The following is a 20,187-nucleotide window of genomic DNA, read 5'->3' on the forward strand; positions in this document are numbered from 1 at the left end:
TTTATGAAATTTAAACCATTCGCTTACTTACTTTCCTTGGTCGTTGTATTGTTGTCCCTTTTTTATTTGTTGAATAACTATGCAACTATGACCGACTATATATGGCGGTTAAGAGTATCCAAGTTGACTGCCTATATTGTCATTGTCTTAGCGATTGTGCCGTCCACCTTCGCCTTTCAGACCTTGTTCAGAAGTCATTATTTATCGCCGAATGTTCTGGGGATGGATGCTATCTTCAGCCTCTGCCAGACTTTGATTTTTTTTATTGGAAGTCGGTTTATGAATAGAGAGGTCGGCACTTTAACCACTTCATCTTTTTTGATTAATTTAGTATTAATGTTATTTTTCTCTGCCTTACTTTATATTGCAGTCCGGCCACGTCAGTTAAGTGAACGTTTCGATGAAAGCCTGCTTATCATGTTGGGCTTAATCTTAAGCCAATTAATTCGGAGTCTAACGACCTTTATGCAAGTGATTATGGATCCATCAGACTATGATGCCCTGTTCTCACGGCTTAATCCAAGTTTCCAACGCATCTCGACCAGCTTATTAATTATCGGCATGGTCATTGTGTTGATTGGGCTTGTTATATTATTCAAATATTCATCGGTACTAGATGTCATTAAGGTAGACCACGACACCGCCGCAAGCTTAGGCATTAATATTCAAAAAGTCACTTATCAATTAATCTTCATCATTGTGTTGATGATTGGAACGTCAACCGCAATTGTTGGGCCACTTACTTTTCTTGGCTTTATGATTGCCAATATTACTTATCAATTCACTCATATTTCTCACCACTGGCAATACTTCATCATCGGCAGCTTGTTAGGGCTGATTATGGTCATTGGGGGGCAATGGGTGAATGAATCACTACTCAATAACCACTACAATCTTTCAGTAATTGTAGACGTCGCAGGTGCATTGATGTTTTTCACTCTATTATTTAAAGGAGGACGAGCTTATCAGACTCAATAGTGTATATAAACATGTTCCATATCGTAAAAATTCACGCATCATCTTGGACGACATCTCATTAGATATTCCCCAAGGGCAACTGACCGCTATTATCGGACCTAACGGTGCCGGTAAGTCTACTTTGTTGAATATTATGGGCAATTTGGACCACAAAGATTTGGGTGAGATCTACTTAGATGATATTTCTTTGGACAAATGGAGTCGCAATGACTTAGCCAAACGGCTGAGCATTCTCAAGCAAAAACAACATTATGACTTAAAAATCACCGTCTATGAGTTTATCGCTTTCGGCCGTTATCCTTATTCCAAAGGACGTCTTAGTGACTTCGACCATGAAGTTATCCAAGAAATTATTGACTTCCTAGAGCTCCATGACCTGCAAGATAGCTACATCAATACCTTATCTGGTGGCCAACTCCAACGGTGTGCCATTGCTATGGTTATGGCCCAAGATACAGAACTGATCTTATTGGATGAACCTTTGAACAACTTAGATATTCGTCAAGAAATTCACCTGATGAACTTACTCAAGCGCTTAGTCGAAAAGTTCAACAAGCGAGTAGTCATCATTATGCATGACATTAATCGTGTCAGTCAGTTCGCGGATTATATTATCGCCTTAAAAAACGGTTGCTTATTCCACCAGGGGCGCACCCAAGAAGTCCTTCAATGTCCCATCTTAGAAGAACTCTATGATATTGGTGTCGACGTGATTGAGACACAACAACACCCCCTAATCAACTTCTATGAAAAGGAGCTTCTAACATGAAAAAATTCATAAAATGCTTTGCAACATTGGCACTCGCAGTCAGCCTTAACGCAGCCACTCTAAGCCCCATTCTAGCCCAGACAAGCGTGACGGACTCACGTGGCGAGGAAGTAACTGTAGACAGTACACTCCAACGCGTTATCACTCTTGGCTACCCCGAGTTCGATACCTTACGGGCCCTTGGCTTGGAAGATCTTGTCGTCGCTGCCCCCGTCTATTCAACGCCAGACTATATTGGGAGTTACAACGACGACGTAATTGACACAGCAAACTTACATGAACCGAATCTAGAAGTGCTTGCGGGTGCTAATAGCGACTTAATTATCGCAACAGGCCGGTCTTCAAGCTTAATTCCTGAGTTAGAACACATTGCCCCGGTCTTCCAATTCTCGACCGATAATGCTAACTATTGGGAATCTTTTGTAGCCATTAATACCGAACTGGCCAAATTATTCGATAAAGAAGAGGAAGCGACTGCCATTATCGAAGAGATTGACCAAGAGGCCCAAGCGGTTCGTGATATTAATAGTACGCTCGATGAGCAAACTTTAGTTCTACTATTGAATGAAGGCGAGATGGCAGTCTATGGGGCTGACTCACGCTTCGGATTGATATACCAAGTACTTGGATTCCAGTCGATTGAAGACTTCGTCATCGAAGACCAACGTCATGGGCAATCGGTTAGCTTTGAAGGTATCTTAGACTTGAACCCAGACCGTATCTTCGTCATTGACCGTACCCAAGCCATTGGTTCTGACAACTCAGCCAATACGGACTTAGTGGAGAATGCCCTAGTCAAAGAGACCAAGGCTTATCAAAATAATCAGATTCACTTCTTATCATCTCAATTATGGTATGTTTCTGGGTCAGGATTAGAATCCACCCACTTACAAATCCAAGAGATCGCAAACTTGATGCAACCTTAATTTAATAAAAAGAAATCATATTACTGGAGGTAGACATGACAACACTAGACATTAGAAACTTACACGTATCCATTGAAGACAAAGAAATACTAAAAGGTGTGAACCTAACCATTAACACCAACGAGATCCATGCCATTATGGGACCTAATGGTACCGGTAAATCAACTTTAGCTGCTGCGATTATGGGGAACCCTGCCTACGAAGTCACTGAAGGAGAGATCTATATCGATGGGAAGGACGTCCTGGAGATGGATGTCGATGAGCGTGCACGTGCCGGCTTGTTCTTAGCCGTACAATATCCTAGCGAGATCCCCGGGGTAACCAATGCCCAATTCATGAAGGCGGCCATTAATTCACGCCGTGCCGAAGATGATAAGATCAACGTCATGGAATTTATTAAAAAATTGGACGAGAAGATGGCCATCTTAGATATGCCCGAAGCCATGGCTGAACGTTACTTGAACGAGGGCTTCTCAGGGGGCGAGAAGAAGCGGAATGAGATTCTTCAATTAATGATGATTGAACCCACCTTCGCCATCTTAGATGAGATTGATTCAGGCTTAGATATTGATGCCTTAAAAGTTGTCTCCCGCGGAGTCAACGCTATGCGTGGTGATAACTTTGGTGCCTTAATTATTACCCACTACCAACGACTATTAAATTACATTACACCGGACTATATTCATATTGTCATTGATGGAAAAGTCGTTAAATCGGGTGGTCCAGAATTAGCACATCGTCTTGAAGCGGAAGGCTACAAAGGGATTATTGAAGAATTAGGCTTAGACTTTGAAGTGGAAGAGTAGGTGATGACATTGGATCAAACAAGCTTAGACCAACAACAATCACTCATCACACACTCTGATCAACTGCCAGACTTTTTCCTTACGGCTCAAGCCGAAGCCGCTGCTCAATGGGATAGCTTAGAGCTTCCAATTATTGAACGAATGCGTTATAAGAAATGGCCGCTTTTTACACAAACAATTACTAGCACCAGGACGAGACAGCCGGCCAACCCACTAGATGATGTCACACTAGACTTATTATCTAATGATGAAGTGGCAGCTCGAATTATCCATTACGGTAATGAAACTTACCTTGACTATATCGCCCAAGACTTAGCTGACAAAGGCGTTATTATCCAAGACTTGTTCACGGCCTTGGTTGACCATCCGGGCTTAGTTCAAAAGCACTTATTCTCTACCCTTTCCCCCTTGAAAGATAAGATTAATGCTTATCACACGGCCTATATGAATGGTGGCTTGTTCATCTATATACCGAAAAATGTCGAGATTAAATTACCGATTGAAACGGTATTAGTTCAAGATAGTCGCGATGAATTAGCATTTAACAAGCATATCTTAATTGTTAGTGAGCAAAATAGTCAGCTAACTTACTTAGAACGATCCGCTACTGTCGGTGACCATGCTAACAGCGCCACCCTATTGACCGAAGTCGTTGCTTCAGCCGGAGCCCAAGTGAAATTCGTCGCCATGGATGCTCTAGGGGAATCGACTTGCGCCTTCGTACGTCGCCACGGCATTACTTACGACGATGCCAATATTGAATGGGCCGCTGCGGCCATGAACCAAGGTAATACGATTTTAGACACTTATACGGAATTAAAAGGCCAAGGTTCCGCCTCCAATACAAATATTATTAGTATCGCCAATGGCAAGCAAACCCAAATGGTAAATACTGGATTATTAAATGTCGGCCATCATTCCGCTGCCAACATTTTCCAACACGGGGTTATATTAGACCAAGCCCGCCTAAGCTTTAATGGAATCGGTCAAATTGTTAAAGACGCTAAAGGGGCCGACGCCCAACAAGAAAGCCGCTTAATGATGCTGTCGCAAGAATCACGTGGCGATACTAACCCGATCTTATATATTGATGAATTCGAAGTGACGGCCGGTCACGCAGCCAGCGTGGGCCAAGTGGATCCTGAACAACTGTACTACTTAATGAGTCGCGGCTTATCACAAACTGATGCGGAATACTTATTAATTCGCGGCTTCCTCGGCCAAGTTATCCAGACCATTCCGTCAATGCAAATCAGGCAACAAATGGTTGAGATGATTGATAACAAATTACAGCTCTTCCACCCTGGCAATCTTTAAGGAGAATTGAAGTGATATAAATGATTAATAAGACGATCCGAGCCCACTTTCCGGGCTTGGAACAAAAAGTAAACAATGAGCCTTTAATATATTTCGACCATGCGGCGACATCGCAGACACCCTCTGCCGTTCTCGAGGCATTGAGCGATTATTACACCCACTACAAGGCCAATATCCACCGTGGCATTCACCAGTTGGCTCAGCGGGCAACAGACGCCTACGAAAATAGCCGCAAATTCATCGGACAATTTATCGGTGCCCAAGATAGTAGTGAAATTATTTTCACCAGTGGAACTACACAAGGGATTAACTTAATCGCACGTGGTTTAGTCGAACCTTTGTTAGAGGCTGGTGATATCATATTAACGAGCCGGCTTGAACATCACTCTAACTTAGTTCCTTGGCAAGAAGTCGCTAAGCGGACTGGGGCTCATCTACAATACTTAGACTTAGATGAAGCGACCCAAGTTCTTGACTTAGAGGCGCTCAAGGCGATGGACAAAGACCAGTTGAAAGCCGTCAAAGCCATTGCTATCCAACATGTATCCAATGTCTTGGGTGTGGAACAGCCCATTAAGGCGCTATGCCAATGGGCCCATCAGCATGACATCTTAGTAGTAGTAGATGGCGCTCAAGCCCTTCCACATATGCCAGTCAATGTCAGCGACCTAGGCGTGGATGCCTATTGCTTCAGTGGCCACAAGGCTTATGGACCGACTGGGATTGGAGTGTGTTATTTGAACAAAAGCTTACATACTCAGACTCAACCAGTGAACTTCGGTGGCGAGATGATCCATTATGTTGGTGACTTTGAAAGTAATTATAAAGACCCCCCTTGGAAGTTCGAAGCGGGTACCCCTCCAATTGCCCAAGCTATTGCCTTGCAAGCTGCCTTGGAATTTATTGAATCAGTGGGTTATGACTCTATTCATACGCACGAAACCGCCCTAGCCCAACGTTTGTATAAGGGGCTTCAAGCGATTGACGGCATTGAATTGTACCAAAGTCCTACAACCATCTCACAAGGGAGCCACGGCATTGTCTGCTTTAACTTTAGGGCCATTCATCCACATGATATTGCTACGGCCTACGATATGGAAGGCATTGCTGTCCGGGCTGGTCATCATTGCGCCCAAGTCTTGATGCGTCAATTAGACGCTGCTGCTACGTTACGCGCCAGTATGGGTGTATACAATACGGTGGAAGAAGTCAATCGATTCGTCGCCTCCACCCACCGAGTAAAGGAGTTTTTTGACCATGTCACTCTATGATTTAAGTAGTCTGTACAAAGAAGTTATCATGGATCACTCCAACTACCCTCGTTACAAAAAATCCCTCGAAGATCCTAGTCACCGCATTGAATTGCTCAATCCGACTTGTGGGGATGCCATCGTCGTGGAGATGGTAGTTGATAACGACCACATCCAAGCGATCGCCTTCAATGGCCAAGGTTGTGCCATTAGTATGGCCAGTGCAGACATGATGTGCCAAAGCTTATTGAACAAGCCTGTCGAACAAGCGATCGACATTATCAACAACTTTGCCCATTTGATTGGTGGCGATCCTTTAGATGAGGGGCTGAGTGAGACGAATGTTATGTCACAAGATGAATTAATGAAACGCATTGGGGATGCCTACTTATTAGAAAGCTTGAATCAATTCCCTAGCCGCTACAAATGCGGCGTCCTAGCTTGGCGAGCCAGTGAAATGGCTTTAACACAACCGCCTAGTCAGAGTCCGACCAATATATAAGAAAGAGAGTGATGAGATATGAGTGAAGTGCCAATCCTTGGTGAATATGAATATGGTTTTCAAGATAAAGCGGAGATTATCTTCTCCACCGGCCTCGGCTTGAATGAGGATGTCATCCGAACGATTTCACAAGAAAAGAACGAACCCCAATGGATGTTAGATTACCGCCTAAAAGCTTACCGAATCTACAAATCAAAGCCCGTTGCTACGTGGGGGGCCGACCTGTCAGGCATTGACTTTGATGATATTACTTATTATCAAAAAGCGACCAATAAGCCGGCCCGTTCTTGGGATGATGTACCCGATGAGATCAAAAAGACTTTCGACCGACTCGGTATTCCTGAAGCAGAACGTGCCTACTTAGCCGGTGCTACTGTCCAGTACGAATCAGAAGCGGTCTACAGCCGGATGAAAGAAGAGTATGAGCGACTAGGCATTATCTTCACCGATATGGACACCGCCTTACGCGAGTATCCTGACTTAGTGAAAGAATATTTCGGTAAAGTTGTTCCTTCAGGCGACAACTTCCAATCTGCCTTGAACAGTGCGGTCTGGAGTGGTGGGACCTTCATCTATGTGCCCAAAGGGGTCCAAACCAAAGTCCCTCTACAAACTTACTTTCGGATGAACAATGAGAAAGCAGGCCAATTCGAACGCACCTTAATTATTGTCGACGAAGGTGCCAGCATCCAATATATTGAAGGATGTACCGCTCCAACTTTCTCCTATGCCAACTTACATGCTGCCGTTGTCGAAATTGTCGTTAAAAAAGACGCCTACTGTCGTTATTCAACCATCCAAAACTGGTCCAATAACGTCTACAATATTGTGACCAAGCGGGGCTATTGTTACGACGGAGGGACTTTGGAATGGATTGATGGTAACTTAGGCTCCTACAAAACCATGAAGTACCCGAGTATCTACTTGAACGGTCGTGGGGCTCGTGGAACGGTTATGACGATTGCCTTTGCCGGTGCCAACCAACACCAGCATACAGGGGCTAAGATTTTCCATATGGCTCCGGATACGTCAAGTACAATCGTGGCCAAGTCGATTGCCAAAGATGGAGGTGTGGTCGACTATCTCGGCCAAGTCTACTTTGGTAAAAAGAGCGACCGTGCCTTCTCACACATTGAATGTGACACCATTATTATGGATGAGAAGTCGCGATCGGACACCATCCCTTTCAATGAAATTCACAATAGTAATGTTACTTTAGAACACGAAGCCAAAGTCTCTAAGATTTCTGAAGAGCAATTGTTTTACTTAATGAGTCGTGGATTGGATGAAGGGACCGCCACGGAGATGATTGTGATGGGGTTTGTGGAACCCTTTGCGAAGGAGTTGCCGTTGGAATACGCTGTGGAGTTGAACCGTCTGATTGCATATGAGATGGAAGGTTCTGTGGGGTAGTGGAGAGTTGTTGAAAGGATATAGTTGGAGCTTGGCTAAGCTGAACTGGGGCCCTCGCCTCTCCATATATTTTAATAAGGTTCGAACCGCTGATTTATGGGTGGTTCGAACTTTTTTTGATGGTATTTTAGATAATCTTCAAATTAAATAATGGATTTGCCGATGAATGGTGTCTTTATATAGAGAGACTATTTATGACTTTTATAGGAGGCAGTCATGGACAAACCATTTTACTTAGAATTTTTAGAGACTTTGAGCGCACGCTACCAACTTCCGGACCCATCCCGGACCAAACTTTGGGCCATGCAGACCGGATTCAAGGGGCAGAAAGACTTTGAGGCGGTGGTGCAAGAAGTCCTTCCTCACGGCTGGCGGATTTTACATGATTTGAACTTTGACCATTCCATCGGGAAGATTCAGATTGATGCTTTGTTGGTCAGCCCGCATGGGATTTATCATTTTGAAGTGAAGAATCTCGTCGCCGAATGTGAGTACCGTGACGGTGAATTTTATAATCTTGCCAAGGGCTATAAATACCAAAATTATTTTGCTCAAATGAAACGGCAAAATGAACTGCTTATGCCGATTCTTGAATCTTTGGGAGTGGATGTGCCACTTGTATCCCGGCTTGTCTTCATTAATGAGGAAGATACCGTCGTCTTCCATGAAAATATGCAAGATCACTATCTCAAGCGTTGGCAAATCAAGCCTTTTCTGAGGCGGGTCGCCCAACAGCAAGCACGCTCTACTCATTATCGACCATTGAATGTCGATCAAGTCACACTGGCATTGATTGATAAATCAGTCGCTGAATTTGCTCAAGATACCTATGAAGAGCAAGTCTTTGTACAGGATGCTCGTCGCGGCATCATCTGCCCTCATTGCCAAGCTTCAATTAAGAGTAGTGAGATTAATCGCTTCGCAATTGAGTGTTCAAGGTGCGGTGGCTATGAAGCTAAGGAACGAGCTATTTTACGCACCATTTGTGAAATTGGCCTTTTGCATTATGACCAAGCATTGAACTCCACCATGGTATGTGAGTTTATTGGTGTGGAGGGACTCTAACGATCGGCCAGACGTAAACTCTTGAGATTTTTCAATCGAAGTGATCAGCATAAGTTTAAAAACTACATCAATCCCGCTGCTTCCATAGACAAAGCCTTCCCACGGGTGAGATTCAAGCACGATTGAGAAGTGGTTGCGGGGACTTAGGGTGTGCCTAGAAGTTTAGATTATAATATTGTACGTTCTTAACGTTTCCAAAGATTCCTTTGTTAATCAAAATAATATGTTGATTAGTTAATACTAATTTATCTTTGAAGGCTGCTAAAGCACCACCATATGAAATTCTATCGCTGTTCATCAAGATTGACTCATTAGGTGCTAACTTATATCCTTTTGCCACATAATCACCTCCTATTATTATGGATTTATTTTAAGTAGTCAGTTCATAATATATTTATATTATTAATCATATACTTATCTTTATTTTTTTACAAGTAAGCGTTTGCGTTTAGCCGTTAATAATAAACTAACTCGTGTATTATTTGCCTTATAATCCCTTATATTCTTGATGCCATTATCAATACCTTAGAGTTTGAAACTGAAATTAAATAAATTGTAGTGTAAACCAACCGGTTATTTCTCTGTTGGTTTTTCTCTTTTTTTGTTAGGGATATCACATTGCGCTACTTAATGCCATCTGATTAAGTGTCATATTTTGACTTATTTATTTAGAATGGTTATAATTAAGCTACCAAACTAAAGGAGCGATGTCACTATGTCATTAGATTTACACGATTACGGTAAGGATCCATTTGTCATTAACATTGAAGAAGCTACTTTACAAAACGACACATTCAGAACTGCCCTATGGACCGGTTCAGAGTTACAAGTTACCCTCATGTCCATCCCAGTTGGCGGCGATATCGGCGGTGAAATCCATACGAAAGAAGACCAATTTTTACGTTTGGAACAAGGTCAAGGCCGTGTGATTATGGGTACGAGTGAAGATGATATCACGTTTGAGAAGGAAGTGGCTGACGATGATGTCATTTTAATTCCTAAAGGTATTTTCCATAATGTGATTAATACGGGCGACCAACCAATGAAGTTATATTCCATTTATGGCCCTGCGCATCATGCACATGGGACGGTTCATGAGACACAAGCCATTGCTGAAGCTGAGGAAGAAGAACACGATCATTAATTAGTTGTAAATTTAGCTATAAAAAGTCAGAGTGATTCGTCACTCTGACTTTTTTTGTTGGGGTCATATAGTTGGGAATGTTGGTGAGTATCTTAAAATATCGTACTCCTAACAAGGCGGGATATTTAGGATTCTTTGTCCTAATGATTCCGGTAAAATAAAATCATTATTATCAGCCAGCATTCAATATCTTGCTGTAAAAATTCCATTATCATTAAAATTCAAAAAAACAACCACTCAGAAATCCAGAATTTGTTAGCACTTTAAAAGTTAATGTCCTAGCGGTAATTGAATATTCCTTAATTTTTAATTGGTACGGTGAATGTGTTGTCAGTGGTTGCGTAGAATGATTCGTCTGAATTACAGTCGCTCGATCTTAAGCAATTGTTTTTCAGCATCGACAGTTGCCATCGCACCATACTGCATTGACATTTTAGGATAGGCGTGGCCGAAGTTTATATTGTAAAGAATTGGGATGTCATCCACTAAAACATCACACACTACTGCTTTATATTCTTCGAAATAGGCTTCGACTTGCGGCTTCCCAAATAGCACACCCTTGATGCCCTCAAACAAGCCACCATCTTTCAACCTTTCCTAGACAAAATTTGAAAACAAGATTTCACGAAGGCGCTTTTTGGATGTCCAACTAGTCGTGGTTAAATAACGACGGCCCATTGGATCCCTCACCCTTTAACCAATCTCTATTTAGCACAAAAAATAGACTACCGGATAATCCGATAATCTATTTCGTAAATATTAGTTATTGTTGACTTGTTTCGCTAAACTCTCTAGTAAATGATTGTACCATCGATTGGATTCACATATCGACGTTGAGCAAGTGTTGGTTCATCATCTGTTACAATACTAAATTGCCAAACTGGGAAATAAGCACTTATATCAAGAGACTCTTGGTATAAAGGCATGTAAACGATTGATGCATCTTGAATATAACTAACCGTTGGATATTTCGCAAAAATTTCCTCATCTGTATATGTATAAGTCTGAGAAACAATTTCTAGAACCTCTTCATAACTTACAGCTTCCGAATAAGTATCTAGCATGTGACCAATCGGGATATGAGCTAGTTGGAAATGTTCAAAACCTTGATGTGTCAGTGCGAACTCTCCACCAAGCAAGACAATATTCTCAGGAGTCCCCGTACCATTTGATGAAACCACAGGATAATCATTTAGGTAAGGAGCGAATTTACCAAAATAAACTTCAGAAACCTCATCAGTAAAAGGTTCACTTGTCTCTTTGATTGGCGTTAAATTTTCATGATCAACATATTCTTGCATTTCATCCTTCGTCATACTTCTCATTTCTATTCTAACATCATCTAAACCAAAGACTTGGTTAGTAAAATCCTTAACCTTTTGTTCAGCTTCAGCAAATGAAAGGAAGCCTAATTCTTGGTTTGTCATTTCAAAAGAATCTTCATACCAACTATAAAAACTAATTAACTTGTTGGTTAAACCACTGTAAGGATTGATCAATGCAATATAGCTACTGAACAAAGTTAGATCATCCTTAAGAGCCAAAAGTTCAAATTGCTCTACCTGGAAATATTCTTTACTTTTCTCAAATTGATAATGCGGTGCTTGGTGTTCTTCCTCTCTATAGATGGCTAATTGTCCGTAATACTCTTCCATCCCTTTCACGATTTCTTCCGATGTGATCTCACCGTAAGAATAGTAAGGAATAGTTGTCAAATCTGTCTGATTGGCCATGGCATCCGGATGAATATATAAAAACTCATTCACCTCTCCATAAGCAGAAAAAACCTGTGTCTCAGCATTGACGACCAGCCCCTCACTTAAAACCGACAGCATCGCCGTAAACAACAAGCCTACCTTTAGAAATTTCATTTTAACACTCCTTTTCATATGATAGCTTCAGTATAGCCCGCCCCTTCGCCGAAGAATGGCGATTTACTTATTTGACCGATTCTACTACCTATCCTGTATCACTAGCGTCTGCCTCACCTCATGCTCAGTCACATCCGTCAATAATTGGATCTGAGGATTCTCCGCTATCACCTTCTTCACAAAATATAAACCATGACCATCTGCAGCAGAAGCAACATTCAGCCCCGTCCGATTGGCCGGTGACAAAGGCTTATCCAACAAACTACCTAAACTTTGGCAAGAATTTGTCACCATAAACAAAGTCTGCTGACTCTCTTTTTTTAACAAGATAGTTATAAATTTATTCTCAGCCTGACTCGCTGCTTGAATCGCATTATCTAGTAATATCGACAGCAAGCGTACCAATAAAACGGTCGAAATAGAAAATCCATCTAAATCGGGTGACAGCTCAATCCCTATTCTAATCCCCTCGGACTGAGCGTTAACAAGTTTGGTGTAAAGAATACTCTTGACTTCCATTAAAGAAATCTGACTCAATTTGCCTAATTCAAATTCATCCGACTGAATTAACTTCTGGGTCGGCGCAACGGTCTCCTCAAAAATTTGTCGCGTCCCCTCCATATCACCGGCCTCAATCGACAAACGCATCGAGTAAAGAATATTCAAGTAATCATGACGAAAAGTCGATAACTGATTATAAAGCCGCTCGATATTCTCGTTATACTGCTCAATACGCGCTAATTGCACTTTTTTAAGCTGCTTTTCATCTCGTTTTTTCATAATAAAATGCAGACTAATAATCACAAGCAAGCCAGTAATCAATAATTGATAGAACATGATTGACTGGAAAGGTAATAAACGCGCCAATGGTTGGCTATATCTCAATGGCTTTTGAAGAAATATACTGACTAATAATAAGGAGACAGCAATCAGCACTTGATGGCTCTGGTGTAGTTTAGAAACCTGCCCACGATCCAATAAAATCAAACCTCTTGCTAATAACAGCTTCAGTAAGTCTAAAGCGAAAATGATCATAAAAAAAATTGTTGGATTGCCAGTTAGCCGATTGGGTACGAATAGAGTTAACAAAGCAGACAAGCCACGCTCAAACAACAAAACAATGGAAATTAAACTGATCAGTCGAATCAGCTGGGTCACAATATTTAATTGTAATGACTGGCGATTTTTAACCAAGAGAAAGAGAATGAAGAAGACTCCTATAATCATCAATTTCGCAACCTGATAGTAAGCAAGCACATAAAACCAGGCGACTAAAGCAATGACATATAAAGCATTCGACAAACGTCGCTTCTTCTCTAGACTACAAATAGCCACTGTTAAGAAAATAAATAAGTAAGCAAATAACACATTATGGCTGAGGAATAACAGTTGATTAAGCTTCATAGTGTGTCTCCTTCATAGGTCTTTAGTTGCTCTTTCAAGCGTTTATAATAAGTCCGCGTCACTGGAATGCGGCTATCATTCTTCAAAACAATTTCTCGTTTACTTAAATTAAAATGTGAAATTTGCTGACTATTGATGACAAAAGCTTGGTGCACCCGCCACAAACGAGTATCTAATTTTTCAATGTCACTTAAAGCGCCGTAAAATTCAACAAATCTTTTGCCCGCATTAACGCGAATCATGTGATTGCCCACCACTTCGAAGAAATTCAATTCTCGCCAGTCAATTGACAGGGGTGTCGAGAGAAATTCAAGCACCAGTTTTTCCTTTTCTTGACCATTCTGTGTAAAATAAACTGCTAAGCAGTCTCGGATTTGTTGTTGGAAGGCCTCTTTTTCAAGATTCTTATTAACGAAAGTCAACGCTGACACCATATATTGGTAAGACTTATAAGCCAGTTGTTGATGAGTCGTCACAAACACAATGATTCCCTCGGCGTCAAAGACACGAATCGCTTGCGCAATCTTCAAGCCCGCTTCGGTGTCGGTTTTTATTTTAATATCTAAAAAGTACAAATTTCTTTCGGTTGATTGTTGAGCTGCCAATAACAGGTCGCTTCCTTTGTAATGAACACTTATTTTTTCATTGGGATAATGATAATCATTGATTAAATCTGCAAGTAAATGCTGAAGATAAGTCGCTTGATTCACTTGGTCTTCCAGAATAAAAATTGCCACATCATTGCCTCCTTTTCAATTATCGTCCTTTCAATATTAACAAAAAATAAAGCTTCCTGCGTAATACTTGCCTATCTGACATTTATTTCAGCCTATCCGTCATACGTCTCCTTCAGAGTGGTTTATCCGCGTAAACTATTAGGCTATCAAACGCCTTATGACTGTTTCGCGAGAGATTTTCACAAAGAACACCAAATGCAACAGACGAATGAACTAATTAGTGCTTGACACCGAGTCTCATTCGGCATGACTTGATTGCTGGCAAGTGTCAGTTCGTCCAAGACACTACGATGTTATTTGTAATTTTTGTTTTCTGGTGTTTTACAGAATGAGATCGGTAGCGACAAAATATCCACGATTGAACATTACACATCGCTCTTTTGCATCAGGCAGGGAAGCGGACGAATTTGTCCATATGTTCGGTTCACATAAAGCAGTCAAACCTGAAGTTTTGGTTCGCTGGGAACAAGTGAATTAATATGATGATAAGCCCTGTTTTAATTTCGAAGACCTTAGGACAAATAAATTCTTGATTTCTACTTTTAAAAATAGCTTGAAGCCTTTCAGCTACCAGTTTTACAGATATTGGATGAGAGTGGTGGTATTTGTCCCGTGATAGTTGGGACACTTATTATTTACTTAGTTAACAGTTTTCTCTGTATTTATGAAGTGTCTTACTTTGACTTTATTATTTAGAATGATTATAATTAAGTTATCAAATAGCAAAGGAGCAGATGCACAATGTCATTAGATTTAAGAGATTACGGTAAAGATCCATTTGTCATTAACATTGAAGCAGCTACTTTACAAAACGACACATTCAGAACTGCCCTATGGACCGGTTCACAGCTACAAGTTACCCTCATGTCCATCCCAGTTGGCGGCGATATCGGTGGAGAAATCCATACCAAAGAGGATCAATTCTTACGTCTAGAACAAGGTCAAGGACGTGTGGTTATGGGGACGAGCGAAGAGGACATTACTTTCGAGAAAGATGTAGCCGACGATGATGTCATTTTAATTCCTAAAGGTATTTTCCATAATGTGATTAATACGGGCGACCAACCAATGAAGTTATATTCCATTTATGGCCCTGCGCATCATGCACATGGAACGGTTCATGAGACACAAGCCATTGCTGAAGCTGAGGAAGAAGAACATCACCACCATTAATAGGTAAAGTATCCCCTGAGAGAGAAATCTTTCAGGGATTTTTGTTTAAGGGGTAAATGAATAAAGTGCACTCGAAAGTGGATTTTTATGAGTGCATGTCTCTGCTGAAGCGACAATTGCTCAGCAACCTGCTTGAAACAACTGGCGTTGCCAGTGCGTTTTGGTATGGCAGCAGAGTTGATTTTGTTATACTATTTTTAAGAGGTAAGGACGATGCGTTGCTTGCTTACCGAAGCTAAATTAGCTTTAAATGGTATTCTAACGAAAGTATTGATGGCTGAAGCTGAGACTAAAGTGGTGAATACTTGTATTCATTAATTAAATAGGAGGAATTTATAATGAAAAAAACGTTATTTATAAAAAAAGGCGCGTTACTTGGGGCTAGTCTGCTTGCATTGGGCACGGTGACTGCCTTGCCGGTGGCCGCGCAAGAGGATGCGTCCGAAACGACGAGTGAATCTACTAGTACAGAGAGTGTCGATGAAGAGAGTACTGATGAAGCGACCGCTAATTTCTTAGCAACTGAAGGCAGTGACGTACAGCTAGCTTTAGTGACGGCAATTGAGTTATTTCAAGCTGAGTTTCCTGACGTAGACATCGTAGAATTAGACATTGATTTGAAGAAAAATGGTTCTTTCGAGATTCAAATCGACGGCCAAGATGCGGCTAACGAATTTGAGGTCACCATTGATAGCCAGACAAATGACATCAAGAGTCAAGAGCAGGACCGATTAGATGATGATGATGTGAAAATGGCTTTGGATTTCGAGCAGCTATTGTCAATTGATGAGATTACGTCAATTGCTTTAGATGACGTTGGCTTTGGTGAAGTGACGGACTGGAATCTAGAGTACGACCGTGATCACGATCGTTTCGAATGGGAATTAGAAGTTTTTGACCAAGTGACGAAAGACGAAGCTGAGTTAACGATTGAGGGCTTAACTGGCGAAATTCTTGAAAGTGAATTAGATGATTAAGGCCGTTGATCTTTGTGAAGATTAGCTCATTTCTCTGGCTTTCACGGCTTAGTTAATTGCTTGTATAATAGAAATACGGCTTAGTTTTCGAACTAGGTCGTATTTTTTTAGGTGTTTAAGGTTAAATTGCTTAGGAGTGCTGCTTCATGATTGGCTTAAGACGAAGGCTTTCAATTACCAGGGGGAAAGATGTTGGGCGAGACGGGCGATAGTTGTCGCATGGTGGGTAGCCACTGGATTTGTGATGAGTATATGAACTAAGAAACACCTTAAAAGTTTTCTAATGATTGGCTATCGGAAACTTTTAAGGTATTTTTCATATTTTGCCGAATGATAAGCAATATTCTCTAACTTCGAGATAAGTTAATCTTCCCAGCTGTCCTATTCTAAGTGCTGCTTAACATATTCTGCAACGTTGCAGAATTTAATTTCCCATGCCGAGTCCTTTTCTGACAAGTATTCTGCCAGATAATTCTCTTTATTTGCTGAATTTATTTGCAAATAAGAACAAACGTTCGTATAATGTGGGTAGAGATATATTTAGGAAGGAGGTTCTTTGAAACGATGGGTTATATTGATTATTCACTTGAACCGCGGTCTGACATTGCTTTTGTGGATATGAAGTCTTTTTATGCGAGTGTTGAATGTGTTGAGCGCGGGCTCCACCCTTTAACGACTTCGCTGTGTGTGATGAGTCACGGTGATAACAGTAAGGGCTTGATCCTGGCGAGCTCCCCTACTTTCAAAAAGGTTTTCGGCAAGCAAAATGTCGGACGTGCTTATGATTTACCTTTTAATGTGCATACGCGTAAATTTAGTCACTCAAACGCTAGACGGCAAGGTCTCGATATCACACCCGAATATATTCGCTTTATTGAAGCCTGGGCCAAACGGACGATTTTTGCTGCACCGAGAATGGGCTTGTATATTCAGCGTAATATGGAGATTCAAACGGTCTTACAGAACTACTCACCTAAAGCAGAAGTTCACCCCTACTCAATTGATGAAGGCTTTGTCGATTTAACACGCTCGCTTGATTATTTCGCCCCCGATAAGATGATGTCAAGACGCAATCGCTTGGATTTGGTTTCTGGAAAGATCCAACGCGATATTTGGAAAAAGACTGGGGTCTATTCAACGATTGGCATGAGCAATGCGAATCCTTTACTCGCTAAACTAGCGCTCGACAATGAAGCCAAACAAACACCAACCATGCGTGCGAACTGGTCTTATGAAGATGTTGAAAGTAAAGTCTGGGGCATCGAGACGATCACTGATTTCTGGGGAATTGGTAGCCGGACTGAAAAACGTTTAAATCGACTAAAGATTTATTCGATTAAAGAGTTGGCTAATAGTAATCCTGATTTATTAAAAGCTGAGTTTGGGGTAATGGGCCTTCAGTTATGGTTCCATGCCAATGGCGTCGATGAAAGTAATGTCTTGGAACCTTACCGTCCTAAAGCGACGGGGATTGGTAACTCACAAGTCTTACCGAAAGATTATTATAAACAATCCGATATTGAACTAGTCTTGTCCGAGATGGCCGAACAGGTCGCCATTCGCTTACGTAAACGCCAGAAGAAGGCAACCGTTGTGTCGATTTATACAGGATTTGCACGCGATGTTGAAAAGAAATCAATCAGTGTTCAAAAGAAAATTGATCCTTCTCAAAGCACGAAAGTTTTAACCGGCTATGTGATTGAGCTATTTCGAAAGAAATATACTGGCGGGGCTATTCGTAATATCGGTGTACGCTTCGACGGGCTAGTCGATGAAATTTATACCGTCTATTCACTATTTGATGATGTAGAAGAAATCGAAAAGGTTGAACGCGTTGAACAGGTAGTTGATGATATCAGGGCTAAGTTTGGCTACCTTTCGCTCCAGAAAGCCACCTCGCTGTATGAAAATTCTCGGACGGTTGCACGTAGTAAATTAATTGGTGGTCATGCTGGCGGTGGCGCGGGTGGATTGGATGGTTTAGCATGAGCGTCAACCGCGACTATCTGCCCTTTAAATCGGCTCGCCAATATCAAGACCGCAAAATGGCCAAATGGATGGGCTTCTTTTTATCTGAACATACATCAGCTCTTGGTGAATTAGAAGAAACCTTCGACTTTGGTACTGCCCTACCCTTTAGTGAAAGAATATATTTACTGAGCCAACTCTTCACCAATCAACAGAAGGCGGCATTCGCCTTACGTCAACCTAAATTAGTCCAGACGATTAAAGGGACGATTACTCAATTTGTCGATTCAAAAATTGGGATAGCTAGCGACAGTGGTTACCACTTTGTCGCTATCGAAGATGTTTTAAGCATTCAATTAATCCAGGAGGAAGATTTCTATGACGAGCCGTAAACTGCGCCAAACTGAGTTACAGTTTGACTATTTCAGCGAAAATTATCGCCAATTTGAAGAAGACTTTTATCAATATTCTGCTATGAGCCTTCCTCTGACTTTTATCAGCGATGATTTATTGTTATCGATGGCAGGCTCTCAATCAAATTTTTTCGTCTTAAACAAACACAATTCAATTGATCAAACCGATCATTATTTCATTTTTAAAGTTAAGATGGCCTCGGAAGCTAAGATGGTCAGGATTTATGAGTATGTGGGACATCAAAAATCTCTCGACTACTAAGTTTATCGCTTCATTTACTTATGGGAACTGATTATTTAGTCTTCGGTAATATCTCTCCATTCTCATAGTAGAAACAGAGAATTTATGCTATTATTAACATCAATTCACAATTAATAGATGGAGGTCAAAAATGACACATTACATCATTACGACTGAAAGTGGTTCTGACTTAACACAAAGAGTTATCGATCGCTACGATGTTCGTATCATCCCAATGCATGTCACAATGGGAGATAAATCTTATATCGACGGCAGTTTCCCCGTCACTAACGCTTTTGATTTCTATGATGAAACAGGAACTTTACCAAAAACATCTGGTTCAACTCCTCAAGATAATTCAGAAGTTTTTCAGAGAATCTTTGAAGAGCATCCTGATGCTAAAATTATTCATATTGGCTATTCAGCCGTCACAACGGTTTCTTTCAATGCTGCTCGCATTGCAGCAGAAGAATTTAAACCAGGCAGTGTTCATTTAGTCGACAGTCAAAATGTATCCTTTGGCTTAGCTGCCATTGTTGAAGAGACGGCTAAATTCATTGAAGCTAATCCCGCGACTAGCCCTGAAGAAATAGTCGCATTTGTTGAAGACCTTCGCGAGCGCGTGCGTTTTATCTTCTTACCCAAAACACTTGTTTACTTGCATGCTGGCGGCCGGGTGTCGAACTTAGCTTTCCATGGCGCCAACTTATTGAAGTTGCAACCAACAATTAAAGTTGAAGAAGGCTATTTAAAACCTGATAAAAAATTCCGTGGCTCGTTCGAGCGTTGCTTGAAACGAACCATTGAAGACTTTTTTAAACGCTATGCGATTGATCCAGCCACAGTAACAATTGGTGGATCGCCGGGTGTACTACCAGAACATAAGCAACTAGCTTATGATTATGTCGCAGAATATGGCGTTAAACCGAGTGACTGGTTTAATACTGGAACAGTTATTTCAAGCCACGGTGGTCCTGGAGCCTTTGGGATTGTTGGAATCGAAAGAAAATAACGACTGAGAATGACGCCGTAAAAATTAAATCAGCCGTTTAAAAAGCAGTTTCTCAGCAAATGAGAAACTGCTTTTCTCGTTCTTATGTCGAGCTTGGTAGCCTGGCTTAAATTTTTCGAGTGTTGGTAGCTAGAAAATGTCAGAACGATTTCTCATTTTGGCTTTTCGTGCGTCAAGTAATAGTCAGACGCGGGGACGTGATTAAGCAGCGGGCCATTCCT

22 protein-coding genes are annotated in these 20,187 nt (G+C 41.3%); 17 read left to right on the forward strand and 5 right to left on the reverse strand.

Going from position 1 to position 20,187, the window contains the following annotated elements; translation table 11 throughout:
• Positions 1-3 precede the first annotated feature (3 nt).
• From ACTQ45_RS10295 to ACTQ45_RS10335, 9 genes are all read left to right on the forward strand, one after another.
• Positions 4-978 carry an iron chelate uptake ABC transporter family permease subunit gene (locus ACTQ45_RS10295; RefSeq protein WP_441752568.1) on the forward strand — a complete coding sequence of 325 codons (975 nt, stop codon included), beginning with the start codon at positions 4-6 and terminating at the stop codon, positions 976-978.
• Positions 979-1,021: 43 nt separating this feature from the next.
• Positions 1,022-1,747 (forward strand): ATP-binding cassette domain-containing protein, encoded by a 726-nt coding sequence (locus ACTQ45_RS10300; RefSeq protein WP_153831383.1) that lies wholly within the window; start codon positions 1,022-1,024, stop codon positions 1,745-1,747.
• Positions 1,744-2,673 (forward strand): siderophore ABC transporter substrate-binding protein, encoded by a 930-nt coding sequence (locus tag ACTQ45_RS10305; RefSeq protein WP_441763631.1) that lies wholly within the window; start codon positions 1,744-1,746, stop codon positions 2,671-2,673. Before ACTQ45_RS10300 ends, ACTQ45_RS10305 begins: the two co-directional genes overlap by 4 nt.
• Positions 2,674-2,708: 35 nt before the next feature.
• Complete coding sequence (gene sufC / locus ACTQ45_RS10310) at positions 2,709-3,479, forward strand: Fe-S cluster assembly ATPase SufC (protein ID WP_153831381.1); 771 nt, start codon at positions 2,709-2,711, stop codon at positions 3,477-3,479.
• Between the two features lie 3 nt (positions 3,480-3,482).
• Positions 3,483-4,796, forward strand: coding sequence for a Fe-S cluster assembly protein SufD (gene sufD / locus ACTQ45_RS10315; RefSeq protein ID WP_441763632.1), 1,314 nt, complete (start codon positions 3,483-3,485; stop codon positions 4,794-4,796).
• Between the two features lie 20 nt (positions 4,797-4,816).
• Positions 4,817-6,067: an aminotransferase class V-fold PLP-dependent enzyme gene (locus tag ACTQ45_RS10320; protein ID WP_441763633.1), complete on the forward strand. Its 1,251-nt coding sequence runs from the start codon at positions 4,817-4,819 to the stop codon at positions 6,065-6,067.
• Entirely contained in the window at positions 6,054-6,548 is a 495-nt protein-coding gene (gene sufU / locus ACTQ45_RS10325; protein ID WP_441763634.1) for a Fe-S cluster assembly sulfur transfer protein SufU, read from the forward strand. The genes ACTQ45_RS10320 and sufU overlap by 14 nt, the downstream gene beginning before the upstream one ends.
• An 18-nt stretch (positions 6,549-6,566) precedes the next feature.
• On the forward strand, positions 6,567-7,961 hold the full coding sequence (sufB, locus tag ACTQ45_RS10330) for a Fe-S cluster assembly protein SufB (protein WP_441752572.1): 1,395 nt from the start codon (positions 6,567-6,569) through the stop codon (positions 7,959-7,961).
• A 216-nt stretch (positions 7,962-8,177) separates the two neighbouring features.
• On the forward strand, positions 8,178-9,026 hold the full coding sequence (locus ACTQ45_RS10335) for a nuclease-related domain-containing protein (RefSeq protein WP_441763635.1): 849 nt from the start codon (positions 8,178-8,180) through the stop codon (positions 9,024-9,026).
• 154 nt (positions 9,027-9,180) lie between these two features.
• On the opposite strand, the gene ACTQ45_RS10340 is transcribed toward ACTQ45_RS10335, so the two are convergent.
• A complete protein-coding gene (locus ACTQ45_RS10340) occupies positions 9,181-9,366 on the reverse strand; it encodes a hypothetical protein (RefSeq protein ID WP_441752574.1) in 186 nt (61 codons plus the stop codon).
• A gap of 375 nt (positions 9,367-9,741) precedes the next feature.
• On the opposite strand from ACTQ45_RS10340, the gene ACTQ45_RS10345 reads away from it, so the two are divergent.
• On the forward strand, positions 9,742-10,170 hold the full coding sequence (locus ACTQ45_RS10345; RefSeq protein ID WP_441763636.1) for a cupin domain-containing protein: 429 nt from the start codon (positions 9,742-9,744) through the stop codon (positions 10,168-10,170).
• A 360-nt stretch (positions 10,171-10,530) separates the two neighbouring features.
• On the opposite strand, the gene ACTQ45_RS10350 is transcribed toward ACTQ45_RS10345, so the two are convergent.
• From ACTQ45_RS10350 to ACTQ45_RS10365, 4 genes are all read right to left on the reverse strand, one after another.
• The gene (locus tag ACTQ45_RS10350; RefSeq protein WP_441752576.1) at positions 10,531-10,761 is read right to left on the reverse strand and encodes a hypothetical protein; all 231 of its coding nucleotides are present in this window, start codon (positions 10,759-10,761) and stop codon (positions 10,531-10,533) included.
• Between the two features lie 200 nt (positions 10,762-10,961).
• Complete coding sequence (locus ACTQ45_RS10355) at positions 10,962-12,041, reverse strand: hypothetical protein (RefSeq protein ID WP_441763637.1); 1,080 nt, start codon at positions 12,039-12,041, stop codon at positions 10,962-10,964.
• Between the two features lie 84 nt (positions 12,042-12,125).
• Positions 12,126-13,445 carry a GHKL domain-containing protein gene (locus ACTQ45_RS10360; protein ID WP_441763638.1) on the reverse strand — a complete coding sequence of 440 codons (1,320 nt, stop codon included), beginning with the start codon at positions 13,443-13,445 and terminating at the stop codon, positions 12,126-12,128.
• On the reverse strand, positions 13,442-14,182 hold the full coding sequence (locus ACTQ45_RS10365; RefSeq protein WP_441763639.1) for a DNA-binding response regulator: 741 nt from the start codon (positions 14,180-14,182) through the stop codon (positions 13,442-13,444). The genes ACTQ45_RS10360 and ACTQ45_RS10365 overlap by 4 nt, the downstream gene beginning before the upstream one ends.
• Positions 14,183-14,510: 328 nt before the next feature.
• Here ACTQ45_RS10365 and ACTQ45_RS10370 point away from each other — a divergent pair, with 328 nt between their 5' ends.
• The 7 genes from ACTQ45_RS10370 (at position 14,511) to ACTQ45_RS10400 (ending at position 19,966) form a co-directional block, all read left to right on the forward strand.
• The gene (locus ACTQ45_RS10370; protein WP_441752580.1) at positions 14,511-14,660 is read left to right on the forward strand and encodes a hypothetical protein; all 150 of its coding nucleotides are present in this window, start codon (positions 14,511-14,513) and stop codon (positions 14,658-14,660) included.
• Positions 14,661-14,923: 263 nt separating this feature from the next.
• A complete protein-coding gene (locus ACTQ45_RS10375; RefSeq protein ID WP_441763640.1) occupies positions 14,924-15,355 on the forward strand; it encodes a cupin domain-containing protein in 432 nt (143 codons plus the stop codon).
• Between the two features lie 338 nt (positions 15,356-15,693).
• The gene (locus ACTQ45_RS10380) at positions 15,694-16,332 is read left to right on the forward strand and encodes a PepSY domain-containing protein (protein ID WP_441763641.1); all 639 of its coding nucleotides are present in this window, start codon (positions 15,694-15,696) and stop codon (positions 16,330-16,332) included.
• Positions 16,333-16,896: 564 nt separating this feature from the next.
• Complete coding sequence (locus ACTQ45_RS10385; protein ID WP_441763642.1) at positions 16,897-18,321, forward strand: Y-family DNA polymerase; 1,425 nt, start codon at positions 16,897-16,899, stop codon at positions 18,319-18,321.
• Complete coding sequence (locus ACTQ45_RS10390) at positions 18,318-18,692, forward strand: hypothetical protein (RefSeq protein ID WP_441763643.1); 375 nt, start codon at positions 18,318-18,320, stop codon at positions 18,690-18,692. Before ACTQ45_RS10385 ends, ACTQ45_RS10390 begins: the two co-directional genes overlap by 4 nt.
• Positions 18,679-18,975 carry a DUF5960 family protein gene (locus tag ACTQ45_RS10395; protein WP_441763644.1) on the forward strand — a complete coding sequence of 99 codons (297 nt, stop codon included), beginning with the start codon at positions 18,679-18,681 and terminating at the stop codon, positions 18,973-18,975. Before ACTQ45_RS10390 ends, ACTQ45_RS10395 begins: the two co-directional genes overlap by 14 nt.
• A gap of 130 nt (positions 18,976-19,105) precedes the next feature.
• Positions 19,106-19,966, forward strand: a complete 861-nt coding sequence (locus tag ACTQ45_RS10400; protein WP_441763645.1) for a DegV family protein — start codon at positions 19,106-19,108, stop codon at positions 19,964-19,966.
• Positions 19,967-20,187 lie beyond the last annotated feature (221 nt).

It is taken from the genome of Fundicoccus sp. Sow4_D5 (genome assembly GCF_052116365.1).
Taxonomy (GTDB): Bacteria; Bacillota; Bacilli; order Lactobacillales; family Aerococcaceae; genus Fundicoccus.